The sequence below is a fragment of the Sphingobacteriaceae bacterium genome (genome assembly GCA_002319075.1).
GTDB lineage: Bacteria > Bacteroidota > Bacteroidia > B-17B0 > Aurantibacillaceae > Aurantibacillus.
Map to the genome: position 1 here is coordinate 1,033,621 of NVQB01000001.1, position 14,393 is coordinate 1,048,013.

13 protein-coding genes and 1 pseudogene are annotated in these 14,393 nt (G+C 39.7%); all 14 read left to right on the forward strand.

Annotated features, from left to right (window positions below):
- The first annotated feature begins 48 nt into the window (after window positions 1-48).
- The 14 genes and pseudogenes from CNR22_04705 (at window position 49) to CNR22_04770 (ending at window position 14,307) form a co-directional block, all read left to right on the forward strand.
- Window positions 49-342, forward strand: a pseudogene (locus tag CNR22_04705) (transcriptional regulator).
- Window positions 343-436: 94 nt separating this feature from the next.
- Window positions 437-937: a polyketide cyclase gene (locus CNR22_04710; protein PBQ31095.1), complete on the forward strand. Its 501-nt coding sequence runs from the start codon at window positions 437-439 to the stop codon at window positions 935-937.
- An 80-nt stretch (window positions 938-1,017) separates the two neighbouring features.
- Window positions 1,018-1,401 (forward strand): DoxX-like family protein, encoded by a 384-nt coding sequence (locus tag CNR22_04715; protein PBQ31096.1) that lies wholly within the window; start codon window positions 1,018-1,020, stop codon window positions 1,399-1,401.
- An 18-nt stretch (window positions 1,402-1,419) separates the two neighbouring features.
- On the forward strand, window positions 1,420-2,817 hold the full coding sequence (locus CNR22_04720) for an MATE family efflux transporter (protein PBQ31097.1): 1,398 nt from the start codon (window positions 1,420-1,422) through the stop codon (window positions 2,815-2,817).
- 157 nt (window positions 2,818-2,974) lie between these two features.
- The gene (locus CNR22_04725; protein PBQ31098.1) at window positions 2,975-3,568 is read left to right on the forward strand and encodes a TetR family transcriptional regulator; all 594 of its coding nucleotides are present in this window, start codon (window positions 2,975-2,977) and stop codon (window positions 3,566-3,568) included.
- 47 nt (window positions 3,569-3,615) lie between these two features.
- Window positions 3,616-4,791, forward strand: a complete 1,176-nt coding sequence (locus tag CNR22_04730; protein PBQ31099.1) for an acetyl-CoA C-acyltransferase — start codon at window positions 3,616-3,618, stop codon at window positions 4,789-4,791.
- Window positions 4,792-4,793: 2 nt separating this feature from the next.
- The gene (gene lpdA, locus CNR22_04735; GenBank protein ID PBQ31100.1) at window positions 4,794-6,203 is read left to right on the forward strand and encodes a dihydrolipoyl dehydrogenase; all 1,410 of its coding nucleotides are present in this window, start codon (window positions 4,794-4,796) and stop codon (window positions 6,201-6,203) included.
- Between the two features lie 21 nt (window positions 6,204-6,224).
- Window positions 6,225-7,505 (forward strand): acetyl-CoA C-acyltransferase, encoded by a 1,281-nt coding sequence (locus tag CNR22_04740; protein ID PBQ31101.1) that lies wholly within the window; start codon window positions 6,225-6,227, stop codon window positions 7,503-7,505.
- 43 nt (window positions 7,506-7,548) lie between these two features.
- Complete coding sequence (locus CNR22_04745; GenBank protein ID PBQ31102.1) at window positions 7,549-8,292, forward strand: short-chain dehydrogenase; 744 nt, start codon at window positions 7,549-7,551, stop codon at window positions 8,290-8,292.
- A gap of 11 nt (window positions 8,293-8,303) precedes the next feature.
- Window positions 8,304-8,537, forward strand: coding sequence for a hypothetical protein (locus tag CNR22_04750; protein PBQ31103.1), 234 nt, complete (start codon window positions 8,304-8,306; stop codon window positions 8,535-8,537).
- 64 nt (window positions 8,538-8,601) lie between these two features.
- Complete coding sequence (locus tag CNR22_04755; protein PBQ34818.1) at window positions 8,602-8,967, forward strand: thioesterase; 366 nt, start codon at window positions 8,602-8,604, stop codon at window positions 8,965-8,967.
- A 17-nt stretch (window positions 8,968-8,984) separates the two neighbouring features.
- Window positions 8,985-10,235, forward strand: a complete 1,251-nt coding sequence (gene fabF, locus CNR22_04760) for a beta-ketoacyl-[acyl-carrier-protein] synthase II (GenBank protein PBQ31104.1) — start codon at window positions 8,985-8,987, stop codon at window positions 10,233-10,235.
- Between the two features lie 304 nt (window positions 10,236-10,539).
- Complete coding sequence (locus CNR22_04765; protein ID PBQ34819.1) at window positions 10,540-12,162, forward strand: phytoene dehydrogenase; 1,623 nt, start codon at window positions 10,540-10,542, stop codon at window positions 12,160-12,162.
- A 99-nt stretch (window positions 12,163-12,261) separates the two neighbouring features.
- Window positions 12,262-14,307, forward strand: coding sequence for a peptidase M13 (locus tag CNR22_04770; GenBank protein ID PBQ31105.1), 2,046 nt, complete (start codon window positions 12,262-12,264; stop codon window positions 14,305-14,307).
- Window positions 14,308-14,393: the final 86 nt, after the last annotated feature.

Genomic DNA, 14,393 nt, shown 5'->3' on the forward strand with positions numbered 1-14,393 from the left:
TAACCGATCGGCTTCATATATATTTGTAACCGATCAGTTACAGATATGATGAGAAGAGATGTTTTCCAGGCTATTGCCGACCCTACCCGCAGGGCAATTATACAAATGGTTTCACAGCGATCGTTGAATCTGAATTCTGTGGCTGAAAAGTTTGACGTAAGCCGCCCGGCCATCTCCAAGCATATTAAAATACTTACGGAGTGTGGGCTGATAGTGATCCATCAGCAAGGCAGAGAACGTTACTGCGAAGCTAAACTTGACAAACTGAAAGAAATATCTACCTGGGTAGAACATTACAAACAATTCTGGAATACAAAACTTGATGCACTTGAACTTTACGTAACACAACTTCACCCTGCAGCCAGCTCAGCTACCCCTCGCGGTGAAAAAACAAAAACCAAACTAAAAAATAAATCACCTTTAAAATCAAAAATAAATGGAAGCAAAAAACGAAAATGAGCTGGTAATAACCCGCACAATCAACGGACCGCGCGACTTAATCTTTAAAGCATTTACAGAAGCCGAACATTTAAAACACTGGTGGGGCCCTGTAGGATTCGAATTAAAAGTAATAACATTAGATGTGCGTGAGGGTGGCACCTTTCACTACTCCATGAAAGATGCCAAAGGACAGGAAACCTTTGGTCTTTTTAAATACAAAAAAATAAACGCCCCCGAAAGCATTGAATTCACAAATGGGTTTGCCGACAAAGACGGTAATCTTATTAAGAATGCTTTTCTTCCCGTTTTTCCATTAGAAGTTTACAATATTTGGAAATTCACAGAAGAAAATGGAAAAACCATATTGAGCTTACGTGGCACTCCATACAATGCAAGTGCTGAAGAAGAAAAAGCATTTGCCGATATGCACGCAGGCATGAACCAGGGATTTGGTGGCACTTTCGATCAATTGGAAACTTACCTAAAAACCCTGTAAACTTAAAGTAAGAAATTGCTTAGTGATTTTAAAATTCAGATATTTAAATTACAGATCTAAAACCTTAAAAAAAAATAGTCATGAAAAAAACAAAAATTATTTACTGGATCTTTACCGGCTTATTCTCATTACTAATGCTGTTCTCGTCGATTGGAGCACTTACGGGCGATCCTCAGGGTGTTGAGTTTATGAATAGCCTCCACTATCCCGCATATCTTGCAGGATTTTTAAGCGTAGCAAAAATCCTTGGGGTTATTGCAATTTTAATTCCTGGTTATCCACGCATTAAAGAATGGGCTTACGCAGGACTTGTTTTTGATTTGGCAGGCGCTACCTATTCACAAATAGCATCGCACATGCCAATGGAAGGATTATTTTTTATGCTGATTTCTTTTATACTTGCTTTTGGTTCATATTTCTATTACCATAAAAAAACGAAAGAAGAAGGCAAACCGACTATTTGATCTTTTTCAAAAAAACCTATGAACGCACCCCTACAACAAACCAGATTTTCGAAATACTTTTCTATTATTAAACAATCTCTTAACGGGGAAGAACAAGATTACACGCAGGGAAGTATTCCACGTGCTGTATTCCTGCTTGCCATACCAATGATATTAGAGTTGAGCCTGGAAAGTGTGTTTGCAATAGTGGACATGTTTTTTGTTGGCAAGCTGGGTGAAAATGCCATTGCTACAGTGGGTTTAACAGAGTCGGTTATTACTTTAATTTATTCTGTTGCTATAGGCCTTAGCACCGGCGCAACAGCCATTGTAGCAAGACGTATTGGCGAGAAAAACCCAGAAGCTGCAGCCCATGCCGGGGCACAAGCACTAGTAATTGCGGTGGTAATTACTTTTTTTCTCAGCATTGCCGGGGTAATTTTTTCAGGGGACATTTTGCAGGTGATGGGCGCCAGTAAAGAGGTTGTGGAAGAAGGCACGAGCTTTACACAAATAATGTTTGGTGGAAGTATTGTCATAATGCTGATCTTCCTGATTAATGGAATTTTCAGAGGCGCCGGCAATGCGGCAATGGCCATGAAAAGTTTGTGGATAGCCAGTATTGTCAACATTGTTCTTTGCCCCATTTTTATTCACGCGTTCGGTTTAAAAGGCGCTGCCATTGCAACGGTTATTGGCAGAAGTACCGGCGTGCTTTACCAGGTGTATCATCTTATAAAAGGAAGCGGGATTTTAAAATTTCATCTCCATCATTTTAAAACTGACTGGACACTTATTAAATCGGTGATTACGGTTGCCTGGCCTGCCACTATACAATTTATTATCGCCAGCGGAAGTTGGATTGTTCTCTCGCGTTTGGTTGCTGAAACAGATGGCACAAGTGCTTCAGCAGGTTACCAGATAGCCATCCGTAATATGGTGTTCTTTATTTTACCAGCCTGGGGGCTGAGTAATGCCGCAGCAACATTGGTGGGACAAAATCTGGGAGCCAAACAAATTGAAAGAGCTGAACGTAGCGTATTGATCACCGCCAAATACAATGCAATTTTCATGAGTTTTGTAATGATTCTCTTCGTCTTTTTTTCCACACCCATCATTCGTTTTTTCAGTCACGATGAAGCCGTGATAGCTTATGGAGCACGTGCATTACAGATCATTGGAACAGCTTATGTTTTTTACGGCATATCTATGGTTATGATCCAGGCCCTGAATGGTGCCGGTGATACGCGCACTCCTACACTTATTAACTTTTTCGGATTCTGGATCTTCCAGATTCCTTTCGCGTATTTCATGGCCAAGGGATTAGATCTTGGTTCTACGGGGGCTTTTATCGCAGTTCCTGTAGCAGAAACACTTATTGCCTTAGTAGCCTGGTACTATTTTAAGAAAGGCAAATGGAAAAACGTAAAAGTATGATTTCTACCCTGGAGATATTGCCACTAAAAGATCCGTTTTTTTGAATAATTCTCTCTCCTGATTTTTAAACTGCCATTTCCTGAAAGCCAATTTTTCCAAAATAAAATATACCGATCGGTATATTAACTATATTTGATCTCAATTTAGAATCTGGATCATGTCGAAAGCAGAAAAAACAAGAGCGTTTATCATTGAGAAATCTGCGTCAATCTTTAATAAAAAAGGATATGCGGGAACATCGTTACAGGATTTAATAAAAGCAACGGGACTTACAAAGGGCTCTATTTACGGCAATTTCGAAAACAAAGACGAAGTGGCCACGGCAGTTTTCAATTATAATATCAAAGGAGTTCACAGGCGTATTTCCGAATATGTTAGTCGTAGTACAACCTGTACCGAAAAACTTATAGCTATAACAGATTACTACCGCGAAAACTGGAAAACGGTTTTTGAAAGAGGTGGTTGTCCGTTACAAAATGCCTCTGTAGAGGCGGATGACAATCTTCCTTTTTTAAAGGCAGATGTTCAAAGTAGCGTAAAACGATGGGCTCAAAGTATCGGTAAAATCATAGAGGCAGGAAAAGAAAAGGGCGAATTCAAAAAGAACATCTCCAGCGAAGAGTACGCCTATACTATTATAACTTTATTGGAAGGTGGCATAATGCTTGGAAAAATTACGAATAACTCGAAACTGCTTATATCAGCGCTCAACAGAATAGTAACTATTGTAAAAACCGAAATCAAGAACTAGTTTTTTTTAACCAAAAATATACCGATTGGTATTAAAATAAAAGGAAAATGAAAGAAGTATTCATCATCTCAGCAAAACGCACACCCGTAGGAGGTCTGCTTGGAAGTTTATCGCATTTATCTGCTACACAGTTAGGAGCTATTGCTATCAAAGAAGCTTACACCCATGCAGGTGTAGATCCCGAAACACTTGATTCGGTTTATATGGGCAATGTACTGAGTGCAAATCTTGGCCAGTCACCGGCGAGACAGGCCGCCATTTTTTCAGGTATTCCTGATAAAACGGACGCTACAACTATCAACAAAGTCTGCGCCTCAGGCATGAAAGCAACAGCTATTGGAGCCCAGCAAATTCAACTTGGTTTGGAGCATATAGTTGTTACAGGCGGCATGGAAAGTATGAGTAATGTTCCACACTATGTGAATGTTAGAAGAGGCACTAAACTTGGTGACCTTACCATGGTTGATGGTATGACAAAGGACGGTCTCTGGGATGTATACAAAAACTTTCATATGGGAAGCGCTGCGGAATTAGGTGTTCAGAAGTATAAATTGAGTCGCAAGGCTTTAGATCAGTATGCCATTGAGTCTTATCAGAAAGCGCAGAACGCCGCTAAAAATGGAAAATTTAAAAATGAAATCGCCACTATTACCGTTGAGCAGAAAAATGGTTCCATTGTAATTGACAAAGATGAGGACATCGATAAAATAATCCTTGAAAAAGTTTCTAAACTGAAACCTGTTTTTGAAAAAGACGGAAATTTAACTGCTGCGAATTCAAGCAACTTAAATGATGGGGCAGCGGCTTTGATCTTAGCATCTAAAGAGGCTGTAGAAAAATACAATTTAAAACCTCTGGCAAAAATTGTATCCTATGCTGATGCGGCCCAGGCACCCGAATGGTTTACGACCTCTCCTGCGCTTGCTATTCCAAAGGCTTTAAAACAAGCAAATTTAAAGTTAAGCGACATCCATTTTTTCGAAATTAATGAAGCCTACGCGTCTGTTATTTTATCTAACCAACAAATTCTCGGATTAGATTTGAATAAAGTAAATGTTTATGGAGGAGCTGTTGCTATAGGACATCCAATCGGGGCATCTGGTGCAAGAATTCTAACAACACTTATTTCCGTTTTAAAACAAGAGAGTGGAAAATATGGCATGGCGGCTATCTGCAATGGTGGCGGTGGCGCTTCTGCAATGATTATTGAAAATTTAGACTAACTATGGAAACAACTCATTATGACGTTATCGTCATCGGCTCGGGTCCCGGAGGATATGTAGCTGCCATTCGTGCGGCGCAATTAGGATACAAAACAGCTATCGTAGAAAAGTACAGTGTTCTGGGCGGCACGTGCACCAATGTAGGCTGCATTCCCTCGAAAGCTCTGCTCGACAGCACAGAACATTTTCACAATGCCGCGCACAAATTTAAAACGCATGGCATTGAAGTATCTGATCTGCATGTTAATTTCACGCAACTTTACAATCGCAAAACGGATGTTGTTAAACAAAATACTTCAGGTTTAAATTACCTGATGAAAAAAAACAGAATCGAGGTCCTCGAAGGCAGGGCATCTTTTTTAAACAATAAAGAAATTTCGCTTACTAAGAAAGACGGAACTCAGACGAAATTTTCAGCGGGTTATTTCATCATCGCTACAGGATCGAAACCTTCTTCTATAAAAGGAGTAGAGATCGACAAAAAAAGAATTATCTCCTCTACGGAAGCTTTGGCTCTTGGCGAAAAACCAAAAGACATGATCATCATTGGCGGTGGTGTTATTGGGGTAGAGATGGCATCGATCTTTGCGCGCATGGATGTAAAAGTTACAATTATTGAATTTGCTGAGAGTCTGATCCCAACAATGGATAAGGACCTTGGCAAAGAGCTTAAAAAAACACTTTCAAAATTAAATATGGAAATTCTGTTAGACCATAGAGTGCAGGCTGCAAAAAATAATGGAACTTCAGTAAGCGTTTCTTTTCTGGATGCAACAGGAACTGCTAAAGAACTAAGTGCGGAATATTGTCTTGTTGCTGTTGGAAGAAAGCCTTACACCGAAGGTTTGGGCTTGGATAACACAAAAATAGGTGTAGATGAAAAAGGAAGGATTAAGACAGATAAAAATTTAAGAACTGCTGAAGAAAATATCTACGCAATTGGCGATGTGATAGCGGGGCCAATGCTAGCTCACAAAGCTGAAGAGGAAGGAGCTTTTGTTGCGGAAACTATTAACGGGCAAAAACCGCATATAAATTATAATTTAATTCCTGCTGTGGTTTATACCTGGCCTGAAGTTGCTTCGGTGGGGTACACCGAAGAACAATTGAAAAAAGAGAACAAAGCGTATCGCATAGGAAAATTCCCCTTTCTGGCAAGTGGAAGAGCACGCGCCGCAATGGAGCCGGATGGGTTCGTAAAAGTTATTTCAGAACCTAAGTATGGAGAGCTATTAGGTGTGCATATTATTGGTCCGCGGGCTGCTGATTTAATAGCACAAGCTGTTATTGGCATGCATTACGAAACTACTGATGAAGATATGTTCCGCATTTCGTATGCCCATCCAACTTATTCGGAAGCTCTGAAAGAAGCTTATCTGATTGCTTCAGGTCAGGGTGCACTTAATTTATAAACCCTCTTAAATACAAAAAATATGCAAACAACTCATCAGGTAAAAAAAGTAGCGGTGATTGGATATAACCGCATTCCTTTCGCAAGGCAAAATACGGCCTATGCCAATGCTACGAACCAGGATATGATGACGGCCGCGTTAAATGGATTAATTGACCGCTATCAGCTGAAAGGAGAGCTTCTGGGAGAAGTAGCCGGGGGTGCCGTTATAAAACATAGCAGTGAAAGAGCCATTATGCGCGAATCTGTTTTAGGAACAAGTCTTGACCCTGCCACTCCTGCCTGCGACATACAACAAGCCTGTGATACCGGCATTGAAGCGGCTGTTTACATTGCCAATAAAATTGCTTTAGGACAGATAGAAGTGGGAATTGCAGGTGGGGTTGATTCAACAAGTAATGTGCCGATTGTTGTTTCGGAAAATTTCAGAACTATTTTACTGGCTGCTAGTCGCGAAAAAAGTTTCGGTGGAAAATTAAAACAGTTTCTGAAAATCCGCCCTAAAGATCTATCGCCTGTTGTTCCGCCGGGTGGTGAACCGAGAACAGGGATGTCGATGGGCGAGCATACCGAACTGACCGCCAAATTTTATAAAATTTCCAGAGCTGAGCAAGATCAGTTTGCCTTAGAGAGTCATCAAAAAATGGCGAGGGCTTATGATGCAGGATTTTTTAAAGACATGATGACGCCTTATCTGGGATTGGAAAGCGATACTAATCTGAGGCGCGACACCACTCTTGAAAAATTGAAGAAATTAAAACCGGCATTCGATAAAACAAACGGAACATTGACCGCGGGTAACTCAACTCCTTTTACTGACGGGGCCTCCTGTATTTTATTAGCTTCAGAAGAATGGGCAAAAACCCACAATCTTCCGGTACTTGCTTATATCACTTTCTCTGAAATTGCTGCAATAGAATATGTGACCAACAAACACAATTTATTATTAGCGCCTGTTCACGCAGCTACACGTATGCTAAAAAAAGCAGGACTTACTCTGCAGGACTTCGATTTCTATGAAATTCATGAAGCTTTCGCAGCGCAGGTTTTAACAACATTAAAAATCTGGGAAAGTCCCGACTTAAGTAAAACATTTGGTTACGATAGACCATTAGGAAAGATAGACCGCAGCAAATTAAATGTCAACGGCAGCAGTCTGGCCGTGGCACATCCTTTTGCAGCCACAGGTGGACGGGTAATTGCAACAATGGCAAAGCTACTGAATCAGAAAGGCTCAGGCAAAGGATTTATTTCCATTTGCGCGGCCGGTGGACAAGGGATAACTATGATTTTAGAAAAATAAAATCAAAGATTCCCGATGGCATAAATCTGAAAAAAATAAAAACATGAGTAAAACAACAGGAAATACCGTTTTAATTAGCGGCGGTAGTGCGGGAATTGGATTTGAAATCGCAAAATTACTTTCCGAAAAAGGGAATAAAATAATTATAACAGGCAGAGACCAGGACCGGTTGCACAAAGCTGCGCTTAAGTTAAACAATGTTACTGCTGTTAATTTTGATGTCAGCAGAAAAGAAGGTGTAGAAGATTTTGTAAAGAAAATCACAACAGACTTTCCTGAATTAAATGTTGTAATAAATAATGCTGGTCGTGCAATACTTTACAAACTAACCGATGAAAACATCAATGGATTCGAAAAAGCAGAAGAAGAAATGCTAACGAATTATCTTTCTATCATTCGGTTGAACGAAAAATTATTACCGCATCTTAAAAAACAAAAGGAGGCGGCTATTGTAAACGTTTCTTCGGTTGTGGCTTTTGTACCGGGACAGCTTGCTACTTATTCAGCAAGTAAAGCAGCACTGCACTCTTATACCCTGTCTTTGCGTTTAGAATTAGAGGGGAGCCCGGTAAAAGTTTTCGAACTTATGCCTCCTTTAGTAAATACTGAGTTTTCTGAAATTATCGGCGGGAGCAAGGGAATTCAACCATCACAAGTAGCGAAAGAATTTACCGAGGCATTTGAAAAGGATGAGTATGAAATTCATGTAGGCAATACCGCGCATGTTTACAAAGTATTTCTCTCTTCCCCTAACGAAGCTTTAAAATTAGTGAACGGAAGACACTAAAAAGTAAAAAAATGAAACAGAAAATTGCTTTTGCCCTTATTATGGGTATTATTACCACTGGAATTATTTCTTTTACTCTGATCTCTATCACTATTGGCTTTGTAGATAAATTTTTAACTACCTGGCTCAAGTCATGGGCTCTGGCTTATTGTGTGGTTATTCCAGCAATACTTGTTATTGGTCCGCGAGTACAAAATTTTGTAGATTATCTATTTAACGAAAAAAAAACCGGCAATGAATCCTAATAATCAACTAGAAATTTTACAAGCCCATCTTGGAAAAGAATTTGAGGCCACTCCTTCTCCTTTTATGAAATGGCTGAAACCAATTGTGCTGGCTGCTGAAAGAGGGAAGTTAGTTTTCCAGTATAAAGTCAGACACGAGATGACAAATCCCATGGGCGGCTTGCATGGCGGAGTTACCGCTGCCATCATCGACGATGTAATTGGAGCGACGCTCTTTTCGTTTAACGAAAGCCACTTTTATACAACGTTGAATAATGTAGTAGATTATTTTGCTCCTGCAAGAGAAGGAGATATTATTATTGCCGAAACTCTAGTCATAAAAAAAGGAAAGCAGATTGTTAATGTGCAATGTGAAGTTTGGAATGAGGGAAAAAATCGTTTAATTGCACGCGCATATTCCAATCTTTTAAAAACAGGAATAGAGAAATAGATTAAAAACGACCAATTATGAAAAGAGTAGTTATAACGGGGCTTGGAGCCATTACGCCCATTGGAAATACAGTAGACGAATTCTGGACTAACTTAGTGGCGGGTAAAAACGGAGTAGGTCCCATTACAAAATTTGACGCTTCAAAATTTAAAACACGTTTTGCCTGTGAGGTAAAAGGGTTTAACCCCGATGATTATGGCGATAAAAAAGAAATGCGTAAGTATGATCTTTTTACGCAATATGCCATAGCAGCATCTGAGCAGGCTATAAAAGATTCAGGATTAAACTTCGAAAAAATGACCATAGATGAGAGAGCTGAAGTGGGAGTTATCTGGGCAAGCGGAAATGGAGGCATTGCAACCTTCGAAGAACAACTGGACGAATTTCACAAGGGAGACGGTACACCAAGATTTAATCCTTTTTTTATTGCCAAAATGATTGTTGACATCGCAGCTGGAGTTATTTCCATCCGTAATAAACTTCATGGACCAAACTATTGTACGGTTTCTGCCTGTGCCTCATCCAACACTGCTATTATTTCTGCATTTGACACTATTCGTTTAGGCAAAGCAACAATCATGGTTGCCGGAGGTTCTGAAGCAGCCATTACGCAAGCTTCTGTAGGTGGGTTCGGAGCTGCCCAGGCCCTGTCTAAAAACAATGAAAATCCTGATAAAGCCTCGCGTCCATTCGACAAAGACCGCGATGGTTTTGTAATAGGCGAAGGTGCCGGAGCATTGATTCTTGAGGATTTAGAACACGCCCTGAACCGCGGCGCTAAAATATACGCAGAGATTGTTGGAGGGGGAATGGCCGCTGATGCTTATCATCTTACTGGTACGGCGCCTGATGGGATTGGTGCTTATTTAGGAATTGAAAAAGCTTTAAAAGATGTGGGTATCGACGCTTCAAAAATCGATTATATTAACGCACATGCCACATCTACAGGCCTCGGTGACATTAGCGAACTCAAAGGCATTCAAAAAGTTTTTGGAAATGGAATGGTAGCTATCAGCGCTACTAAGTCTATGACGGGACATTTATTGGGTGCAGCGGGCGCTGTAGAAGGAATTGCATGTGTGCTGGCTATTAAAAACGGAATCATTCCTGCTACAATTAATTTAGAAAACAGGGATGAAGAAATTGAAGAACTTGTAAACATTGTTACAGGAAAGTCAATCAAGGCAAATGTAAATTATGCTTTGAATAATTCTTTTGGCTTTGGAGGACATACCGCAAGTTCTATTTTCAAAAAGTATTCTGCATAACCTGCTGCACCTGCTCTAAACACACAGTAGGCAAAAGAGTTAACAGTATTGAGTTAATCAGAAAATTTTCATCCATTTATAGAGTAGTTGCTCAATGCGCGAACTAAAAATTCGCGCATTCTTACAAAAAAATTTGCGCCTAATCTTTCTTTTTCAAGACAAACGCACTTTAAACTTTTTCATTTCTTAGGTGTTATAAACACTAATCTGAGCCTGTTTTTGCCTACATTGCAGGGTCGTGAAATTTACTGAAGTGCAAAAAGAAATCTTTGATACCATTGTTATTGGATCCGGTGCGGGTGGAATGACAGCTGCCCTTTGCCTGGCCAAGAAAGGGCAAAAAGTTCTGGTCCTCGAGCAACATTATGTACCGGGCGGATGGTGTCACAGTTTTCACCTCAACGGACAAAGATTTAGTCCGGGAGTACATTATATCGGACTTTTAGATAAAGGACAATCTACCAGTGAACTTTATAAAGCCCTTGGTATTGCCAATGATCTTGTTTTTTTCAGAATGAATGAAAAAGCCTACGAGCATTGTATCATTGGAAATGAAACCATTAATATGCCTGCGGGACTTGATGCTTTGTACGAAAGTCTCTCGCAACGATTTCCGGCTGAAAGAAAAAACTTAAAAAAATATTTAACGCTGGTTGAGAAGGTAAGTCAGCAGGTACAACTCATTCCTAAAATGCGTGGCTTTATGGATCACTTAACCATTGCATTTCGCACCAAGGAAATGGGAAAATATGGTTTGTTTACTTTAAAGCGGGTTATCGACTGGCATATCAAAGACCCTCTTTTAAAAAGTATTCTCAATATTCAATGTGGAGATCATGGCTTGCCTCCTTATAAAGCAAGTTTCCCGGTGCATTGTGTAGTGATGTATCATTATTTTTCGGGTGCCTTTTATCCTATGGGTGGCGGCGCGGGCATAGTAAAAGCAATGACTACTGCTTTAAAAAAACTTGACGGGGAAGTGCGTGTGAAACAAACCGTGAAAAAAATTATTCTTGAAAATAAAGTTGCCGTAGGAGTTGAACTCGAAAACGGTCAGCAAATTTTTGCGAAAAATATTGTATCCAATGCAGACCCAACTACAACTTACCAAAAACTTATCGGGGAAGAATATCTCAGTAAAGGACTTATTAAAAAACTCTCTAAGACAAAATATTCTGTCACCTCGCTCATTTTATTCTTGACACTCGACATGGATGTGCGTGCTGCCGGCATTGATTCGGGCAACGTTTGGTCGGTAAAAAATGCGGATCTCGATGCGATTTACGATGAATTAAAAGACACTGATATACTGGCGGGAGAAGAATTTCCAGCGGTATTTTTAAGTTGTCCCACTTTAAAAGATCCTGTAAGTTTTAATGGCAGGTACCATACTTTTGAAGTAGTAACTTTTATTGACAATGAAAGTTTCGACAAATTCAGCAAGGGCACAGATTACCATTCTGAAGTATATGCTGAACAAAAGGCAATCCTGATAAAAAAGTTTTTAAATAACGTGGAAAAAATAATTCCAGGGGCTAAAAAAAACATAGTGCAGGTAGAATTAGGTACTCCCAAAACCAATCAATATTACATCCAGGGAACAAAAGGAAATGTTTATGGTACCGAGAAAAAATTCACTCAAATTGGTCCTTTCTCCTTCAATACAAAATCTGAAGTCAAAAATCTATATCTCTGTGGTGCCAGTACGCTTTCGCATGGGGTTGGAGGCGCAGCCTATTCAGGAGTTGAAGCAGCAGCAAAAATTTTAAACATCAGCCAGGACGAACTACTTATAGCGGACCCTAAACAGGAGTTAAAAATATATGACGCAGAAAATCCTGATTCCTGGCCGGAATTTATTCACAAGAAAATTGAAGATAAAAAACGCCGGTTTAAAGAGACCGGTGATGTGTTGGAAACAGATTAAAAAAAATCACCCTTTTTGGGCTACCACTCATGTAATTTAATTTTCCTTTTCAGGATTTTTTCACACTTTTGCCGCATTGTTCATTCTAAAAAATCACTTATGCAAATTCACTTTAAAAAGCCGATAATCGGCATTGGTGCTTTTCTGTTGCTAGCGGCTTCTTCCTGCAAAACAGATCAGCCTGCTGACAAAAACACACACTCTTATTTTGATAAGGCTGGCATGGATTCAACCGTAAAAGCCGGAGATAATTTTTTTCTATATGCAAATGGCGCATGGATGAAAACTGCTGTTATACCTGACGATCAAAGTGGCTGGGGAAGCTTTTACACTTTGTATGAAGAAAACCTTAAAAAACTAAAAGGGCTTCTTGAAGATGCCGCCAAGAGCAATAGCACTCAAGGAACTACTGAACAAAAACTGGGCGATTACTACGCAAGTGGTATGGATACAGTAACAATTGATAAGTTGGGAGCACAACCGTTGAAAGAACAGTTAGCGAAAATTGATGCCGTTAAAGATTACAAAGAATTGATGAACCTTGTTGCGGATATGTCTGCGCGCGGGGAAGGTGATTTGATCGCTCTGTACGTTGGAGCCGATGAAAAAAACAGCGGCCAGAATATCGCTATTTTTTATCAGACCGGAACTTCACTTCCGGAAAAAGATTACTATACGCGTAAAGACAGCGCCAGCGAAGCTTCCAGAAAAGCTCTTGTGGCTTATGCTGAAAAAATGTTCCTGCTAACTGGAACAGATGCTGCTACAGCTAACAAAAATGCGAACGCTATATTAGCTCTTGAAACGGAAATCGCTAAAACACATCGCACTCCTGTTGAAATGCGTGACCCACAGGCTAACTACAACAAAATGAGTGTAGCTGCTCTGGAAAAGATCTCTCCAAATGTTGGCTGGTCAAATTATTTCCAAAAATTAGGTGTTAAAGTTGATTCGGTAAATGTTAGTCAACCTGGTTATTATTCTGGCTTAAGCAAAATGTTGGCTAGTCAGCCGATTGATGCGTGGAAAACAAAATTAAAATTCGATTACATCAATACGAATGCAAGCTTATTAAGCAAAGATTTTGCTACTGCAAGCTTCGAATTTGGAAGAACTTTTAGTGGTCAGAAAAAAGACAGTGAGCGTTGGAAAAAAATGACTAACCGTGTAAATGGCGGATTAGGAGAAATGCTTGGGCAAGTTTATGTGAAAAAATATTTTAACGAAACTGCAAAGCAACGCATGGATGAATTGGTAAACAACCTTCAAAAAGCTTTTGATAACAGAATTCAAAATCTTGATTGGATGAGCGCTCCTACAAAAGAAAGAGCTACTACCAAACTACATACGTTCCTCAAAAAAATCGGTTATCCTGAAAAATGGAAAAACTACGATGATGTGAGTATCGATAAAAATAATTTCTTCGCGAATGCTAAAAGTGTTCGTATGCATAATCATAAAGAAGAAATGGAAAAAATCGGCAAGCCTGTTGATCGCATGGAATGGGGCATGAGTCCTCCTACTGTAAATGCTTATTACAATCCTACAAACAACGAGATCGTTTTCCCCGCAGGTATTTTACAATTTCCTTTCTTCGATGCAAATGCTGACGATGCTATTAATTATGGAGCTATCGGAATGGTTATAGGGCATGAAATGACTCATGGTTTTGACGATCAGGGTTGTCAATATGATGAAAAAGGAAACATGAAAAACTGGTGGAGCAGCGAAGACAGTATAAAATTCAAAGCAAAAACCGGAGCTGTTATTAATCAGTATAATAATTATGTTGTGCTAAACGATCAACATGTAAATGGTGCATTAACCCTTGGTGAAAACCTTGCTGATATCGGTGGTTTGGCTATTTCATACGACGCATTTAAAATGACCAAACAGGGGAAAGATACCGTTCGTATTGATGGATTTACTCCTGATCAACGTTTCTTTTTAGGTTATGCTCAGGTTTGGAGATTGAAAAACAGAGACGAAATTCTTCGCACAAGAATTAACACAGATCCGCATTCTCCTGAAATGTTCCGCGTAAATGGACCTGCAGCGAATTTTGATCCTTTCTATGCAGCTTTTGATATTAAACCTACTGATAAAATGTATATTAAACCGGAAGAGCGCGCTCATATCTGGTAGTTGACAGACACTAGTCAATAGTTAATGATCGATAGATACCAGTTACTGGTTGATTGACAAAGTTAATTTTTGCATTTAAGAGAAGG